Below are 15,691 nucleotides of genomic sequence, written 5' to 3'. Positions count from 1 at the left end.
AACCCTACAAAAAAAGGGTAATGAAATTATTGTAAAAAAATGTTCCGTTTGACGCAACACTCAAAAAAATAAAGATATTTGAGAAGGTGGCGCAACCCACTGACTACTGGCATATGGCATAAGAGCTCAATTGATAGGGAGTCAGCATATAAATCATTCCATAAATCATTCCTGAAGTTTTCTAGCCGGAGCTAGCCATTGGTGTAGAAACTAAAGTCAAATGATTTAGCAGGTGGTACTTTTATCGAATGCAAATCCTCAAGTTGATAATTAGGATATTGGCGGAACAGCTATAAGACCGCAAGCACCTAAGGAAAGGAAAGGGTAAATAAAAAATAAAATGCATAAAATAAAATGCATTTTAAAAATTCCCATTATTTCTCTCCCGGACCTGGTGGAGAAGGATATTTAACTCTAACTAAAATTGATGGATTGTGTTCTAAATCCCTACTTAATTGTTGTAAATGAACAACCATTACATTGAATTTATCAAGTAATTGTTGGACACTGGGCATCATTTGAGTGGATACGTTTTGCATAGTTGTATTGAGCATCCCGCACTGTCAATTTCATACTTCGTCCTGTTATTCAAATTGGTACGCGGTTAATTTCATCCCGGCTAAAATGCTATTTAATTGGTGCATTATCGATGGTAACTGTTCACTGGATTTGGCACTATTAGACATAAACTTTTTCATAGAGATCATGGTTGAATTAATATTTTGTGAATTAGCTGCCAATGTCATCGTTATTTTCTGTAAATTGGCTAAACTGGCAGTAATTGCTCGGCGATTTTTTCATCAAAAACTTTTTCTATATTGTCACTCAATTCTTTCTATATTGTCACTCAATTCTTTAATCGTTTTAGTAACTTCCTCTAAAGCGGTACTCAATTTCATTAACAAGGAGGATTTCATTAACAAGGAGGATTTCATTAACAAGGAGGATTTCATTAACAAGGAGGATTTCATTAACAAGGAGGGCTTGGAAGGAATAACAGAATATTTTTCACCGGATTGAATGATTATAACAGCGGGGGCCGTGGCGGTCAATGCTTTTAAAGCTACATAATCTGTTCTCATAATTCCTTCGGATCGGTAATGTCGCAATAGTGCTTGTGGTGACAGGTGTTTCTCTCTAATTTTTAACTTCAAAATTACTTGCTGAAAATCGGCCCGATTTAATTCAATCTTTTGCACGTAACCCATTTTAACTCCATTAAATCGCACTGGGGTTTGAGGACCTATCCCCGATACTTCTAAGTATTGTAGATTTGTCGGTGTTTAAAAGCGCTTCGACCACGACTGAAATACTCTTGAACAGTAGGATGCGGGTGCCGAACCAATTGGGACATTGACATAGCCGCTAAAACTTTTCTTTCACTTAAAAAAACAATCCGTTCAGAAACTCGCCATAGTGTATCGAGATCGTGAGTTACTAAAACCACCGTTAATCCAAGAGTTTCTTTTAGATATTTCTTTTAGATATAAAATTAATTCATCCATTTCGCTCGCGCTTTTAGGATCTAATCCAGTAGTCAATCCAGTAGTCGGTTCATCGAGAAATAGAAGTTCTGGGTCTAATGCGATAGTACGGGCTAAGGCAGCACGTTTTTTCATACCTCCGCTAAGCTTCTTGGCAGGGTATTTATTCGCTGCATCACTCTAATCCAGTTAGTGCAATTTCTGTTTGTGTATCTGATTCTAAATTTAAATATTCCTGTAACGGAAAAAGAACATTTTCTAAAACGCACAGTGAACTGAATAACGCAGAGCTTTGAAACATTACTCCCCATCACCGCTGTACGGACAAAGCTTCGGCTTCTGTACAATTAGCTACGTTTACACCAAAAACTTGAATATCTCCAGCTGTAGGTTTTTGAAGCTTCAAAATACTGTGCAATAAAATTGTTTTACCGCATCCGCTAGGACCGATGATGGCAACGATTTCTCCTCGATTAATGAATAATTCTAACTCCTCGTGAATAAGCTCCCCTCCCCAATTGATTACGCAAACCACGAATCTCAATCAGAGGCTGAGAAGGTTCAGAAGCAGCCATCAGATACCTCGCCAGCTAAATATCACAGAAAAAATAGCATCGGCAATGATAATAAGAAAAATGGATTGCACTGCGCTTTGAGTAGTTTTTTGACCTACGCTATCTGCGCAGCCCACTTGAAAACCTTGAAAACAACCCACAGCTGCAATAATTAAGCCGAATACCTTAGGCTTTAATCAACCCGACACCCCCCATACCCCATACATAATGACGCAGAGGAATAGCATGCTGAAATCGGTCTAAATAAGCCACATAGCCAATGTCTAATTGGGATTTAGCCATGAGCATACTACCAAAAACTGCAAAAATATCTGCCCAAGCCATCAGCAAGGTTAACGTGATTAATAAGGTAAAAAATTTTGGTAAAACGAGAGGTTCAAGTGGGGATACACCCATTGTATTCAGCACGTCGATTTCCTCATTCACCTTCATAGTGCTAATTTGTACTGTAAATGCTGTACTCGTTCGTCCTGCCGCAATAATGTCAGTAATCAAAGGAGCGAACTCGCACAAAATGGCCGTAAAAGTTTTAGTATTTTGATTCAACCCTTGAATTTCTAAACTTTTCTCTAATGATTGGAGCTGGCTTATTAAAGTGTGAAAAAGTAAAGTGCCTGCACTATCCATTTTTATTATATTTTGAGCGTTAATTGTAGTTGTCAGTTCGGCCTGTTCCGCATAGCGCTTTATATGGGATTCCACCTCAGGCAAACTACTTAACCTTCAATTGCCGGCGCAATGCAATACCTCTTGATCCGGAAAAATTTTGATAATTGTAGAAACTTTTATATCTGTTCTAAAATAATCTGTTCTAAAATAAAACTCGTTTCCCTCGCCTTCCAAGAAAATGGAATTTTAAAATTATTTATTTACCTATTTAGTTTTTAAGCAAGTGGTTGCTCATGAAATTGTCCAATTTTTTGACTTTAAAAATAGGACAGGAGTGAGGAACTCAGCGAATAGAAGAAAAATATAAGACGTTTGACAAAGAAACAGGTGACATCTATTCTTTAATAATAAGAGGCTATTATTAAGGAAACTACCATGAGTATTACCCTATGGGAAATGATGCTCAACATTATTCATGGATGCAGCAATCAACAAATTTTCGGAGTTTTTAGAGAGATGCCATTAATCATCTTGCCGATGCACTAAGAACTGACAAACATAAACGTTTCGAATGGATCACTGTTCACGCCACGAAGAAATGGGTGCTTTCGCTGCAGGAACCCAAGCTAAATTGACTGAAAAACTGGGCCCTTGTGTAGGAACGGTGGGACCCGGTGTCGTTTATCGTTTATCTTATAAATAGATTGTACGATGCCAAATACGAATACGCTCCTGTGTTAGCCCTTACAGTTCAGACACCGCGAGATGAAATTGGAAGGGATTATCACGAAGAAATTAATCTAGATCAGTTGTTCGACGATATCTCTGTTTATAATGAAACTGTTATCCCCCCCGAGCAAATGCCTCGTTTAGGTTTATTAGCTGCGCAAACGGCGTTAGCGTGTCAAGGAGTTGCTCACCTATCGGTCCCCTCAGACATCGGAACCCTCCCAAAAAGATGTAAAAAACTGTCACAACCCTATTCCCCATGATTCGCTAAAAAAACACGATTCTCATTTAAAGAAAGCGCAGGAAAAACGCCAAAAATGGGAGGCTACTTTATTTTAAAACGCGTTTCTCATAGCAATAAGGATTACGTTCGCCCCCAAGCCTTAGCCCATTACATCGATCACTATGCTAGTAAGGACGCTGTCTCTACCGCGGATACGTACGGGTAAGCCCATTATTTGGATGGCACGCCACATACAAATGAAAGGAAGGCGCGATTTTATTGCCTCTTTTAACCTGGCCTCAATGGCAAATGCTTTTGTTCAAGCCATTGGTATTCAAGCGCTTGACCCGAAAACATTCGGTAGTCGCCCTTTGCGGAGATGGCGGCTTTACGATGCTTATGGGAGATTTTATTTTACCATGGTAACTTACAAACTTCCCATTAAAGCTTTTGTATTTAATAACGATAAGTTAGGGTTAGTGCGGATGAAAATGGAGGCTGCCGAATATCCGGAATGGGGGTTACGTTTACGTTGCATAACCCCAACCTCACTGAATGTGCTAAAGCAATGGGCGGCGAAGGTATCCGCGTGGAAAGTCATGACTAGCTCGAAAATGCTGTAAAACAAGCTTTCGAAATTAAGGATGCCCCAATATTGGTCGATGTATCAACAAATCCTAATGAACTTGTCATTCCCCCCAAACCTTATGCCCACAAAAGCTTGGGATTTTAGTATTAGCAAAATAAAAGAACTTTAGACTGAAAGTGAATAAGAATTTGAATTTTTAAACCTCCATCCGCATTCCCATTCACCGTTGCTATATTTCTTTTAGAATCACAAAGGAGAATGGCCATGCCCAAAGTAACTAAAAACGGAGATCTTAGACAAGAATTCGCTAATTTTAGCAATGATAACTGAATGCAGTAAAAGCGAAGCTGAAGCGATGAAAGATAACCTCATTACTCGGGCAAACATACTTTAGATACAGTTGAAGCAAAATGTAAAAAGAAACGGTTAGTTAGCCACAGTAGGTTATCCTTTTGGCGCTAGTTTATTAGCCAGTATAGTAAGTCGCTTATTGACCCGTAAAAAATGATGACAACCTTTATAATCGGCATTGTTCTTTTGTGTCTTGTTTGGATATTGGTGCTGCTCGGCTTGGGATTTGTCATTGTTTCTCTTTACCTTTATCTGAATATTCATTTGAGCACCGCCCTCATTGCATTAACTTGCGGTCTTATCGTCCTTCTTGTGGCAATTTCTTCAGTGTTTCTGTTAAAAATTTTGAGTAAAATAAAGCTTCCCGTACTAAAGCTCAATTAAAATCAACCACCCCTAATATATTTGCATTAATAGACAAATATTTTGGAGTGAGTATTTTAGGACTCGGAGTGGTTAAATTTTTAGTAGATTTTTCTAAAGAGATACGTAAAACGTTTGTAAACCGTTTAGTCATTGCAATTAAAAGCTATGCCAATTACGTTAATAAAAAAACACATCGTGGAAAAAAGTGAGGGAAGAACAGGACGTCTCCCCTAAACGAAGGCTAGAGAAAGAATTTTATAAGCCAGTTTAGCTGCTAAAAAATCACAACTGTGAAAATAAGGAATGGGCGCTAATTCATTAATATCGGCGCCAACAATAGTCCCCACCTGGCTCGCTGCAGCAATAATTTCGAGCGCATCATTCCAAAATAATCCACCTGGCTCCGGCGTTCCAGTGGCAGGCATTAAACTTGCATCAAATCCATCCACATCAAATGTGAGATAAATGGGACGGTTTTTTAAGGGAGCAATAATTTTTTTTATGTCCCAATTTTTCTTATCTTTTGCCCAATAAATATGAATTCGTTTTTGATTGGCTTCAAAAAAATAAATTTCCTCCGCAGAAATATTTCGAATGCCAGCTGAAACAACTTCGATATTCGGATGATCTAAACAACGCCGAATTGTCGAGGCATGAGAAAAATGTTCGCCATGGTATCCATCGCGCAAATCTGCATGCGCATCAAAATGCAAAATTGCTAAATTAGGACACCGTTTAACAAACGAGCGGATAGAGCCCACAGTGATCGAATGCTCTCCTCCAAAAATAAAGGGAAACTTTTTGTCTTCTAGAACACGTTCTACTAACCCCTCCAATTGCTGCAATGCTTTTGGTATGTCATTTTCGATCTTGGGCTCTTCCAAGGTTACAATACCGATGTCACGGTAAGGCTCGTACCAAAGGGCTTCATCAAATAACTCCACCTCATGCGAGGCTTGAATCATCGCGGCGGGTCCCTTGGCAGTACCCCCGCCATAGCTTACAGACTGCTCCAATCCAAAGGGAATTATGACAGCCTTTGCGTTTTCATAACTCATGGCATCTTGAGTGTCCAAACCTAAAAAAGCTTGTTTAGGAGGAAGGCATTTCATTATTTCGATTACTCATTAAACAACCGAGCGTAGCGTCGGCGCGACCGATCTTTCCAAAAACCTCGATGATAAGCATCGCTTGTTAATAACGGCAATACGGACGTAGCTTCTGCATAAACCATTTGCTCATAGGACGTATCTACTTTGCCCCAGGAACAAGCTTCTTTAAGGGTCGAACTGGAACACGCTCCATCGCGCACGTCTGCTACAGTTATTTGAATAACGTACTTATGCATATCCACCGACTTTCCAATAACTTCTGCGCAAACTACCGTGTCTTGAACAAAATTTTTTGGAACACCACCCCCGATCATTAATAATCCAGTTGTCCCTGCTTGAATTTTAATTTCTGTTAACTCACGAAAATCTCGGATGGAATCGATAGTTAAATGCTTAGCAGGATTTTTTACTTGATGGAGTACCAATCCAAAACCTGCTGAAGAGTCAGTAAAAGCAGGACAAAAGATCGGTACATCATTTTCATAGGCCAGCTGCACTAACGAATCTTCTTTTTTGGCCTTTCCTTCCTGCAAAAAAGCACCCACAGCCTGAATAAATTCACGCGAGCTATAAGGACGAGGCTCAAGTCTATTAGCAATTTCAAAAATGGCATGATCACATCGTTGCAAATCTTCTTCATCGATATAGGTATCGTAAATTCGATCGATATATAAATCACGTAATTGCCGATCATCCACTGCCGGCGTACCTTGATAATGGCGAAAACCTAAGGCTTCAAAAAAATCCATATCCACGATGCTAGCACCGGTTGCCACAATGGCGTCCACCATATTGTATTTCACTAAATCGGCATATAATTTCATGCAACCGCCAGCCGAAGTTGACCCAGCGATAGTCAAAACAATACTGCATTCCTTGTCTTGAAGCATTCGGTTAAAAATCTGCGTTGCTCTGGCAAGATCTCGAGAGGTAAATGACATTCGATCCATCGCATCAACAATCGGACGGGCGTCAAAACGGGTAATATCAATATGTTCAACTGTTTGTTGCAACAATTCTTTTTTCAAAGAAGAGGTCGGCAAGGTTTGATTTTTCATCAATGATTTCCTCACGGGTTAATAAAAATTAAGCAGCAATGACTTCAAGGGGTTCTTGCGTGATGTAGTCGTCCGAATACATCGTCATAAGAGGCTCATCCGAAATCAGAACAACGCCCTCTTTTTGCTTGAATCCGTTGAATTTAGTAGACAAAGTTCGACCATAAGCGCCCATCTGGCCGATTTCGATATAATCACCCTCTTGAATATCGTTAGGAAGATAGAAAGGACCCTTCATGTAATCCAAAGAATCACAAGTTGGACCGTAAAAACTAAAGGGTAAAAGATCTCTGTCCGTAGGACGATTTGAACGCAACAAGTGGACTGGAAAAATAAAATGGGGAATACCAGCGTCAAAAAGGCTTCCGTAAGTGCCATCATTGATGTAAAGCATATCGTCTTTTCGCAGCTCGACATTCACCACTACAGAGGTGCTTTCTGCTACTATTGAACGACCTGGTTCGCAAAGCAATTCCAAATGAGGTCGGTTGTGGGCTATTTTCGCAAATTCTGTATGAATCGCCTTGAAATAAATATACAACGCCGGCGGAATCATGCCCGGATAAATGGAGGGAACCCCCCCACCTACGTTAAAATATTCAATTTCTACGCCTGCTTCATTAATTACCTTATCAGCCATTCGAATGGCGATTCGGTAGGCATCAGGGTGCATACATTGCGAACCCACATGAAACGTGACACCCAGCTTGCAAGCCACTTTCCGTATGGTTTTTAGTAACTCAGGGGCTTCGTGTAGATTAATGCCAAATTTTTCTGCCAAATTGAATTCAGCAAACGCATTTGGAATAGCAAGCCGTAAATGTAAGCAAAGGTCTTTGGCATTTTCAGTACAACGCAAAATTTTATTCAGCTCGTCTAAGCAATCGAGAGAAAAATGACGAACACCGTAATTAAAATAAGCTTCGCGAATCGCGTAAGGCGATTTCACTGGATGCATGAAATAAAGTTCAGCCGAGGGAACATATTCTTTGATGGTACAAATTTCTTCATAGGAAGCCACATCGAACGCAGTTACACCATGGGAATGCACCAATTGGATAACATGTTGTTCAGGGTTAGTTTTTACCGCATATAAGATTCGTCCTTTAAATTGGGTGCGAAAGTAATTAACCGCGCGCCCTATGGCAGCGGGCCTAAAAGCAAAAACAGGCTGTATCGGCCTGCTTTCAGCGATGGAAGCAATGGTCTGAAGTTTCATTTCTGCATATAAAACCTATTCTAACGATTACCCCAATATTTTTCGCTATCAATATATCAGATTAACCGGAATGTCAAACAAAATATCCCTTTCTCAACGATTCTCGGCTAACGTCTCAGTTCTATGATTTACAGCAATAAAAGCGCTAGAGGGCGAGGATGGATCACAGAGAGATCACTTCACAAAAGCCGTGCGAACGGCAGTGAAACTTACCACTTGTGTCTTCTAATCCTGATTGGTATGTTTATTCTTCTATTCAGGAAGAAAGCTATGACTTTTGATCTAAGTCCACTCATCGTTTGTGATATTATCGTTCGTGCTCGAAAATTTCATGCTAAAGAGGGGGTCGTGATTCCGGAAAATGTCAACGAGCTGAGTGAAGAAGATTTCATGCAAATCCTTTCTGATCATCAAAACGATCTCACTTACCTCGAACTCAAAGAGACTATTAATAAAGAGACTATTAATAATTTAGAGCCCAATCAACAAATGCAATTGGTCGCTTTGATGTATTTAGGGTGCAGTGACTTTAGCAAATGGAAAGAAAGCCGTGCAGAAACTCAAAGTGGTTGGACAACGCATACGGCTGAATATTTGCTCTCTAAACCTCTAGTATTGGATTATCCGGATATGGGACTTGTATATAATGGGCTCATTTATTGTTGTAAAGAATGAACTGACGGACCATGACAATGGCAATATTAAAGCACTCCATTGGCGCATTGTCTTTACGACGGGTATTGGTTTTTTTTTACGGGTGGCTTACGATCTTTTTATTATTGGTGTCGTTACCACCATTCTAATGCCGTTATGGCATTTGACAATTTCGCAGTTGGCTTTATTAAATCGTTCAGCTTTAGCGGCATCGGCAGTAGGGGCTATATTTATAAACAATGAAATTTCGTATGTTACCTGGTTTTAAAGGATATTTTTTATTGACCCATACGCTCCCAGCGATAACTTTAAAAACCGAAATCAAGACCGGGAACACAAGCGGATGTTAAATTTGAGTAAAAATCGTTGTTAAGTGGAGAAATATCTTCTAAGCTGGCTGGAAATAAGAACTGGGCACCCACTAAGCAATAAGGTAATCAGTAAGATTAAGCAGCTATAAAAAGATTGTTAACTATTCCATGCATTATCCGGGAACTAAGCCACGTTTCTCTTCATTCTCAGCTATATATTCTACCAAGGGATCGATTTCATCTGTTATACCTGTAGAGTCTCCCTAACCCATTCGTGATCGAAAATGCTTTTGCACACAATTACATCTATCTGTATTTGATCTCCATCAACAAAAGCGAGGAAAGTTTTCTAAACTGGAGATTTCTACGCCATTATTTCCAATTGTTCTTTTAGTGTATCGAAATCGACTCGGTCAGCGGGAATACTAACACTTTGATCATGAACTTGGGTGTCTTCCTCAACACCAAGACCAAGCAAAATAAACAAACGACTCAAATTCTAAAAATCTTTTTCGCCCATTTTTTTCTTTAAAGCACTCGTGATCTTTTTTAGGCATGCGTCTCATTTTTAAAAGCTCCAAATGGCAGTTTATCTAAGAATATCACTAACACGAGTTATACATTGTAGCTAAATAGAATTAACAGTTTCTTAAGGGTATTTCTTGAAATAGTCAAAAATCTCTTAAAATGAGTGGAATCTTGAGTAGACGGCAAGGAGTGAGCAGATGCAGCCCAGATTGTTTGATTTAAGCGACCGCTATCAGGTACCTGATAATGATTATTATGTTGGATAGTTGAGAAAAATATAGAGAGTAAAGCCAACTGTTCATGTTATGAATGTTAAAGAAAAAAACTTTCCTAAACAAGGAGTATCACTATTTTTAGACCAACAAAATTTTCCCTTTTTAACCAACACAAAACCTATGTCCACTTTACATGAAATTCTTTTTAACACGCTTCATCCTGCCGTTACCTATTTTTAACTTGCCAAAAATAGGTAACGGCAGGATGAAGCGTGTCAGATAAGTAATCAGTTTCAGATTGTTTTTTAATATTCTCCCACCCGCTTTTTCAATAATAATCCCTCCAATTCCAATTGCTATTCCACCCGAATACCCGATCATTTAAAATAGCTATTGGAAAGATTAAAATTACAATTCATGATTTTCATTTTACGGAATTGAATTAAATCTTTCATCGTATCAAGATCTCCTTTTCTTAGAGACCATCTTCGCATGACCTGCCTCGAATTATTTTAATTCAGTTATGCAGAAGTTCTATACAACCTCGATTAATTCGTCTGAAAGAGACTTGACGATATTTCGGGATGAATAAAAATCGGTTTAATAAGGAAGTACGACTAACTTTACCAAAATTGCATATCGGCATTCAAGGTAAGGTATCACCTTTGACCGGCTTGATTTAGATCGATGGGGTGGAGCAGTGTAAAGCTCGAAGTGTACGTTCCATAACTAGCAGAAGCTAATTTATGAGACGAAAACGAACTTCAGGGCTTTTTAGAGTACGGGAACTCGTGATTTGCTTAAAACAGAATTTATTTTATCTAAACGTATTGATTATCTTCAACAAAGCATCGTATTTGGAACCCGTCATAAACACACTTTCCGTAAAGCTGCCGAACGTTATTTAAAGAAAAAACAATCCAAAACTTCTCTAAGAGAAGATAAACGATGGATTAAAGTGTTAGATCCTTACATTGGTAAGCTCACTCTTGAAACGATCCACCATGGATCTTTACAACCTTTTATTGATGCTCGTCAGCAAGAAGGTGTGAAGAATCGTACCATTTAATTCCGCTTTACAAACTGTCGGACAAATGCTTAATTTGGCGGCCAGTGAGTGGATGGATGAAAATGGTTTAACGTGGCTGGCAGCTGTTCCCAAAATTCGATTACTTAAAGAAGACGATAAGCGCGAACCTTATCCATTAAATTTGGTGGAACAAGATCGGCTATTTACCGCATTGCCATTGCATTTACAGAGAATGGCATTGTTTAAAGTAAATACCGGTTGTCGTGAACAGGAAGTATATCGATTACGTTGGGAATGGGAGATGGCTATTCCGAAATTAAATACCAGCCAGCGTATTTATTATTCCGAAACGTAATGTGAAAAACAGTGAAGACTGCTTAGTGATACTTAATGAAACGGCAAAAAAAGACACAGCCAGCCGTGGGATTACCCCAAATGTGGTGCATGACCTCAAGCATACATTTGGAAGATGGCTACGCGCAGCCGGAGTTATGTTAGAAGATCGACAAGATCTTTTAGGTCACAAGTCGGATCGAATTACAACGCATTACTCTGCCGCTGAAATTAAAAATTTCATTGAAACAGCGAATAAAGCATATCGCAATCAAACCAGCGCAATTAACCCTGCTACACTGTCAACCTAAAATCCCCACCATTTTCCCCTCCCGAAATGCTGAAATATTGCAGATAGTAGTGAAATAAGCTGTTGATTTCAAATGGGCCGTCACGGGTTCGAACCGTGGACCCGCTGATTAAGAGTCAGCTGCTCTACCAACTGAGCTAACGGCCCAAATTTTACTATAAAACCAAAAGGCCAAAAATACCACGTTGCCGTTCTGTGTCCTCGGGCTTCCTGTGCATAATTTTGGGAACTTAACCATAACGCCACCGTTATTAACGTCAAGGTTGACTACTTTAATTTCACCCAACAAATCGACCACATCGATTAATTCTTAATCTACTAAGGAATAAGGGGAGCCTATCCATGATAAAATGATCATGCTTTTTTGCCAAAGTGAAAGCCCCTTTTTAAAATTTTAATCGTTTACTTGCCCTTATGAATTGAGGAAAGATGAAAGAAAACAAACTCAGCAGTAGTTTTCAATACTAATTTAATTATCTAAAGTGAAAACTTCCAATCCAGCTTGCCGTCATCCGCATCATGAGACAACTGCTTCAAACATACCTTAAAAAGAAGTGAATTCGTCAAATTGATATTGCAAAAAAGATTAAGATCCCATACCTATGTATCTAAATACGAACGCGCTGAAATTCAATTAGACCTTTTGTACTGAACAAATTTATAAAGCAAACGAGCCAACATAAGAAATCATTAGTCCAAGTGTTTAGCTTGATTATCTTATAGCAATTTTGCCCGTTCAAAAACGATTATCTACGCATAAGTCACCTACTCCATAATAAAAGGATCATAATAGAGTAATCCATCAATGCTTTTTTGTGCTTGTACGTATCCTTGCTCTCCATAAAGATAATGTTTTTCGATTACTAACAAATGCAATGGTAATAAGATATTTAACAATGCTTTTCTCTTTTCAAGTATTGATGCATTTTTACTAATGAGCTCTATCATCCCATCAATACTTCTTAAGAAATCATCGGCAGTCATGGCCACTGCTATATCTGTAATTAAATCTTGAACTTCCTTTAGCGTGAGTTGTTTAGTCGTATGTATGTCAAACGTTTTTTCCAAAAAATAATTCCACTTTTTCGACACTTCTTTCAATTTAATTGATTTATAGGCTTTTGTCAGCTTGTCGTTCTATGAGAACTTTATTCAAAGCAGATATGCCCGATTGATCATCACTAAAGCCTAATTTCTTTTCCACTTTGATTTATGCTGACAAGATAATAACTAAGAAAATCTGCCATTTGCTAATTAATGAATCGTCAGAAGCTTTTATTGCTTCAAGCTTGTTCTCCTGATCCTTACTTGAAGTGCAGAAAAAATCTCTTCTACATCTTGCTTGAGTTGCTTTGTTGTTATACTAGCGTTCTCCATCCCACTACCCATGTGTCCATATCCGTGTCTGTATCGTCATATCAGATTCCTTATTCATGAAGTACAACCTCTCATTCTCTTACCCCGGAAAGTTTGTTTCCATGATCTTTCGCTAGGTTTCTGTTCCGCAGCCTGATTTGTTATTCTAACAAAGTTTTCATTATCCAAAAATACATGCTGTGTTGTATCATACAATTCCATAATTATATGGCCTCCTTAGAACGAAACCAGAAACGAAATCTGCCATTCTAAATTATAAGATATCATTGACCCAGAGCCATAAATTCGTGATAAAATACAGCATCATCAATATCAACCGATTAATTTTTTTAAGAAAATAGTAATAATCAAAAAGGTCGCCTTTATAATGTATCCGGCTAAAGACCTGAATCAAGCTCGAAATTTCTATGAGAATAAACTCTACTTAAAACCAAAAAAAATATCGGCTCAAAGTGCCTCGGTTAAATACGATCTTCCCGAAGGAAGTTGTTTTTTATAAATAACTTAACTCAAGATGTTTCTCCTACTGCCAATTCCGGCGGAACGATTTCTTTTGAAGTTTAGGAGTTAGATAAACTGGTTAATCAACTTAAACCAGATGGCGTAACGTTTAAGATCGATATTTTTTCATCGCCTGTGTGCCGAATGGCTGTTATTCTTGATTCAAAAGGAAATATAGTAACGTTGCATCAATTATCCAAAAAAAACATAACATCCTTAGGATTATTGGCCCACTCCCAATAAACTATTAATCTCATTTTTTAACTGAGCAATTAATTTCTTTTCTGATGACCCTTCGCAAAGATAAGCCGATTGACCCGCCCACAGAGACATAAATTCAAGGTTATTTTGTTCCACCTCCGCTTTTCAAATAATTTTAGTTAATGCATTTTAGATGGGATAATCTAAAGAGTACGCAATGTTACTATTCATTGATCAAATAAATTTATTACGGATTTCCTGGTGCTAATCTGCCTAAGAAAAAGGTTATTAATGTTGTATCGTCGTACTCAGATTTTATTAATTTATTTTTATACTCGAGATGAACTCCCGCTTCAGTACAAGTCAAAAAAGCTGTTCCCATTTGAACACGATCAGCGTCTAATATTAGTGCTGCCAAAATCCCTCTAGCATCCATAATGCCACCAGCGATGATAACGGGAAGGTTGATATCGTCAGCTAACTTGGGAATTAAAGAAAATCTACCGATGAGAAATTAGCGGGTTTACCTATGAACATTCTGCGATAGCTTTCTACCTCATAAGATTGCGCGACGATAGCATCTATTCCTGCTTTTTCTAATGTTCTTGATTCCGATAAAAAATTTACAGTTCCAAATATTTTTATAGCTTTTTCCTTTAAACACTTTATCCAATAGACGTCAGAAATTCTAAAAGTAAAGCTAAATATAGTATTTTTTTTCATTAAGAATACCTTCTAATTACTCATCAAAAAATGGAACGTAGTGGGATCTAAAAGATCAACTATCACCTTAAACTCTGAGCAAACTTGATTAATCTACTCTGCCATTTGCATCTGTTGCTTTTAGGTTTCTGAATGTTTTTCTAGAATAAATAAATTGACTGAAACAGCTTATCCGTGAGTTGACCAATTTTATCAATGAATTCCTTCATTTCAGAGGGGCTTATGTATTCAGCCCCTAGAGACTCTAAACCACCGACATTGCATACAGCAGCAATAAGTTCCGGCGTTATAACTCTACCCGCCATAGGTGCTTGAATTAAATGGAATTCGATAGTAAATAAAGTGTTCAACTTTAAATTTTTCCATCAATGAATTAGTGATTAAATTAAATCGATTTTATTTCTTGATTATTTTAAAAGTATACCAAATATTCAATATAATGTCTTCGCTCTCCCTTATTGAACTACGATAATTACCCCTAAAAGAAATCCATATGATATCGCAACATTACAAATATTTATTATAAAAATAATTAGAAACAAAAAATTCAAAAAAAACTCTAGGAAACCTTGGCAAAGTTATCTAAAGATTTTATTTTTAACAAAAAAGTATTAGAGAAAATATTTCAGGGTCGAACAGGAAGCTCCTGAATATTATAAAGCTTAATAGAAAGCTTTTGAAATGACTGTGAATACGAAATTACGTCATTATCCAGAGCTCGAATTAGTCATTGTGGAGACGTATTTTCAAAGGAAAACATGTCGGTAATTTTTTTAATTTAACTCCAAAGAATTGGGATGTTGATATCCTCATCGCTATTTTTATTACCCTAAAGAACTTCTTAATGAGTGGAGAACAGTTTTATTTCGGTAAATAAAATCTTTTTTCTCAATTGGGCTAACTCTAGAACTGAATGTCCTAAATTGAGTTATGCTTATTAAAAAGCCATTCTCAAAATTTCTTCGTTCTTTATGGAAGAGAATAGCTAATATTTATAAAAAAATTCTCACCTAAAAATAATAAAAAATTTATGAAGCGTGAAGAAAAAAACAGAGTACTAATAAAAAAAGAGAAAATTTAAAAAGTTTAGAATTTTGATAATGAGTCGATATTAATAATTAATTAACAGAGATTAAGTATAGTAAAGTTAAATTATTTTGATATTCCTACCAAAAATTTATGGCTTTCAAAGC

At 37.7% G+C, this 15,691-nt stretch carries 21 protein-coding genes, 1 tRNA gene and 2 pseudogenes; 9 read left to right on the top strand and 15 right to left on the bottom strand.

What is annotated here, in order from left to right; translation table 11 throughout:
* Positions 1-374: 374 nt before the first annotated feature.
* From CleRt_RS09970 to CleRt_RS08285, 5 genes and pseudogenes are all read right to left on the bottom strand, one after another.
* Positions 375-539 carry a hypothetical protein gene (locus CleRt_RS09970; RefSeq protein WP_162198812.1) on the bottom strand — a complete coding sequence of 55 codons (165 nt, stop codon included), beginning with the start codon at positions 537-539 and terminating at the stop codon, positions 375-377.
* A 282-nt stretch (positions 540-821) separates the two neighbouring features.
* Positions 822-1,253 (bottom strand): annotated as a pseudogene (locus CleRt_RS03295) (MlaD family protein); the annotation flags it as partial.
* A 5-nt stretch (positions 1,254-1,258) separates the two neighbouring features.
* Positions 1,259-2,062 (bottom strand): annotated as a pseudogene (locus CleRt_RS03290) (ABC transporter ATP-binding protein).
* The gene (locus tag CleRt_RS13175) at positions 2,059-2,175 is read right to left on the bottom strand and encodes an ABC transporter permease (protein WP_306686800.1); all 117 of its coding nucleotides are present in this window, start codon (positions 2,173-2,175) and stop codon (positions 2,059-2,061) included. The pseudogene CleRt_RS03290 and the gene CleRt_RS13175 overlap by 4 nt, the downstream one beginning before the upstream one ends.
* Before the next feature lie 49 nt (positions 2,176-2,224).
* On the bottom strand, positions 2,225-2,761 hold the full coding sequence (locus tag CleRt_RS08285) for an MlaE family ABC transporter permease (protein ID WP_306686814.1): 537 nt from the start codon (positions 2,759-2,761) through the stop codon (positions 2,225-2,227).
* A 478-nt stretch (positions 2,762-3,239) separates the two neighbouring features.
* Between CleRt_RS08285 and CleRt_RS13170 the strand changes: the two genes are divergently transcribed.
* From CleRt_RS13170 to CleRt_RS03275, 4 genes are read left to right on the top strand one after another with little or no spacing between them, the layout of a single operon-like run.
* Positions 3,240-3,371 carry a hypothetical protein gene (locus tag CleRt_RS13170; RefSeq protein ID WP_306686799.1) on the top strand — a complete coding sequence of 44 codons (132 nt, stop codon included), beginning with the start codon at positions 3,240-3,242 and terminating at the stop codon, positions 3,369-3,371.
* A gap of 1 nt (position 3,372) precedes the next feature.
* Entirely contained in the window at positions 3,373-3,660 is a 288-nt protein-coding gene (locus CleRt_RS03280) for a thiamine pyrophosphate-binding protein (protein WP_048875080.1), read from the top strand.
* A 54-nt stretch (positions 3,661-3,714) separates the two neighbouring features.
* Positions 3,715-3,846: a hypothetical protein gene (locus CleRt_RS13165; protein WP_306686798.1), complete on the top strand. Its 132-nt coding sequence runs from the start codon at positions 3,715-3,717 to the stop codon at positions 3,844-3,846.
* Between the two features lie 13 nt (positions 3,847-3,859).
* Positions 3,860-4,243 carry a thiamine pyrophosphate-dependent enzyme gene (locus CleRt_RS03275; RefSeq protein WP_048875079.1) on the top strand — a complete coding sequence of 128 codons (384 nt, stop codon included), beginning with the start codon at positions 3,860-3,862 and terminating at the stop codon, positions 4,241-4,243.
* Between the two features lie 913 nt (positions 4,244-5,156).
* On the opposite strand, the gene speB is transcribed toward CleRt_RS03275, so the two are convergent.
* From speB to CleRt_RS03260, 3 genes are read right to left on the bottom strand one after another with little or no spacing between them, the layout of a single operon-like run.
* A complete protein-coding gene (gene speB / locus CleRt_RS03270; protein ID WP_048875078.1) occupies positions 5,157-6,038 on the bottom strand; it encodes an agmatinase in 882 nt (293 codons plus the stop codon).
* Between the two features lie 8 nt (positions 6,039-6,046).
* Positions 6,047-7,096: a 1,9-bis(guanidino)-5-aza-nonane synthase gene (locus CleRt_RS03265; RefSeq protein ID WP_048875077.1), complete on the bottom strand. Its 1,050-nt coding sequence runs from the start codon at positions 7,094-7,096 to the stop codon at positions 6,047-6,049.
* Between the two features lie 28 nt (positions 7,097-7,124).
* Entirely contained in the window at positions 7,125-8,315 is a 1,191-nt protein-coding gene (locus CleRt_RS03260; protein ID WP_048875076.1) for a type III PLP-dependent enzyme, read from the bottom strand.
* 270 nt (positions 8,316-8,585) lie between these two features.
* Here CleRt_RS03260 and CleRt_RS03255 point away from each other — a divergent pair, with 270 nt between their 5' ends.
* Complete coding sequence (locus CleRt_RS03255) at positions 8,586-8,990, top strand: DUF3775 domain-containing protein (RefSeq protein ID WP_048875075.1); 405 nt, start codon at positions 8,586-8,588, stop codon at positions 8,988-8,990.
* Positions 8,962-9,237 carry a hypothetical protein gene (locus CleRt_RS10690; RefSeq protein WP_048875074.1) on the top strand — a complete coding sequence of 92 codons (276 nt, stop codon included), beginning with the start codon at positions 8,962-8,964 and terminating at the stop codon, positions 9,235-9,237. The genes CleRt_RS03255 and CleRt_RS10690 overlap by 29 nt, the downstream gene beginning before the upstream one ends.
* Before the next feature lie 407 nt (positions 9,238-9,644).
* Here CleRt_RS10690 and CleRt_RS13160 read toward each other — a convergent pair whose 3' ends face one another.
* Together CleRt_RS13160 and CleRt_RS09960 are read right to left on the bottom strand one after the other, a co-directional pair.
* Positions 9,645-9,767, bottom strand: a complete 123-nt coding sequence (locus tag CleRt_RS13160; protein ID WP_306686797.1) for a hypothetical protein — start codon at positions 9,765-9,767, stop codon at positions 9,645-9,647.
* A gap of 445 nt (positions 9,768-10,212) precedes the next feature.
* Positions 10,213-10,404 carry a hypothetical protein gene (locus CleRt_RS09960; RefSeq protein ID WP_157870813.1) on the bottom strand — a complete coding sequence of 64 codons (192 nt, stop codon included), beginning with the start codon at positions 10,402-10,404 and terminating at the stop codon, positions 10,213-10,215.
* 415 nt (positions 10,405-10,819) lie between these two features.
* Here CleRt_RS09960 and CleRt_RS03245 point away from each other — a divergent pair, with 415 nt between their 5' ends.
* The 3 genes from CleRt_RS03245 to CleRt_RS03235 are packed head-to-tail and all read left to right on the top strand — an operon-like array spanning position 10,820 to position 11,697.
* Positions 10,820-11,092 (top strand): hypothetical protein, encoded by a 273-nt coding sequence (locus CleRt_RS03245; RefSeq protein ID WP_048875073.1) that lies wholly within the window; start codon positions 10,820-10,822, stop codon positions 11,090-11,092.
* 25 nt (positions 11,093-11,117) lie between these two features.
* Positions 11,118-11,408 carry a hypothetical protein gene (locus tag CleRt_RS03240; RefSeq protein ID WP_048875072.1) on the top strand — a complete coding sequence of 97 codons (291 nt, stop codon included), beginning with the start codon at positions 11,118-11,120 and terminating at the stop codon, positions 11,406-11,408.
* Between the two features lie 25 nt (positions 11,409-11,433).
* Positions 11,434-11,697: a tyrosine-type recombinase/integrase gene (locus CleRt_RS03235; protein ID WP_235379167.1), complete on the top strand. Its 264-nt coding sequence runs from the start codon at positions 11,434-11,436 to the stop codon at positions 11,695-11,697.
* Between the two features lie 73 nt (positions 11,698-11,770).
* Here the strand turns inward: CleRt_RS03235 and CleRt_RS03230 are convergent.
* From CleRt_RS03230 to CleRt_RS14000, 5 genes are all read right to left on the bottom strand, one after another.
* Positions 11,771-11,843 (bottom strand) — tRNA-Lys (locus CleRt_RS03230).
* A gap of 618 nt (positions 11,844-12,461) precedes the next feature.
* Positions 12,462-12,788, bottom strand: coding sequence for a hypothetical protein (locus CleRt_RS03225; protein ID WP_157870811.1), 327 nt, complete (start codon positions 12,786-12,788; stop codon positions 12,462-12,464).
* 1,008 nt (positions 12,789-13,796) lie between these two features.
* The gene (locus CleRt_RS13155; protein ID WP_306686796.1) at positions 13,797-13,931 is read right to left on the bottom strand and encodes a hypothetical protein; all 135 of its coding nucleotides are present in this window, start codon (positions 13,929-13,931) and stop codon (positions 13,797-13,799) included.
* A gap of 91 nt (positions 13,932-14,022) precedes the next feature.
* Positions 14,023-14,283, bottom strand: a complete 261-nt coding sequence (locus CleRt_RS14005) for a nitronate monooxygenase (RefSeq protein ID WP_082160414.1) — start codon at positions 14,281-14,283, stop codon at positions 14,023-14,025.
* Positions 14,284-14,638: 355 nt separating this feature from the next.
* Positions 14,639-14,848 carry a nitronate monooxygenase gene (locus CleRt_RS14000; protein ID WP_048875068.1) on the bottom strand — a complete coding sequence of 70 codons (210 nt, stop codon included), beginning with the start codon at positions 14,846-14,848 and terminating at the stop codon, positions 14,639-14,641.
* Between the last annotated feature and the right edge of the window lie 843 nt (positions 14,849-15,691).

It is taken from the genome of Candidatus Coxiella mudrowiae (assembly GCA_001077715.1).
Lineage (GTDB): Bacteria > Pseudomonadota > Gammaproteobacteria > Coxiellales > Coxiellaceae > Coxiella > Coxiella mudrowiae.
This window is presented reverse-complemented; position numbering and strand designations above follow the sequence as displayed.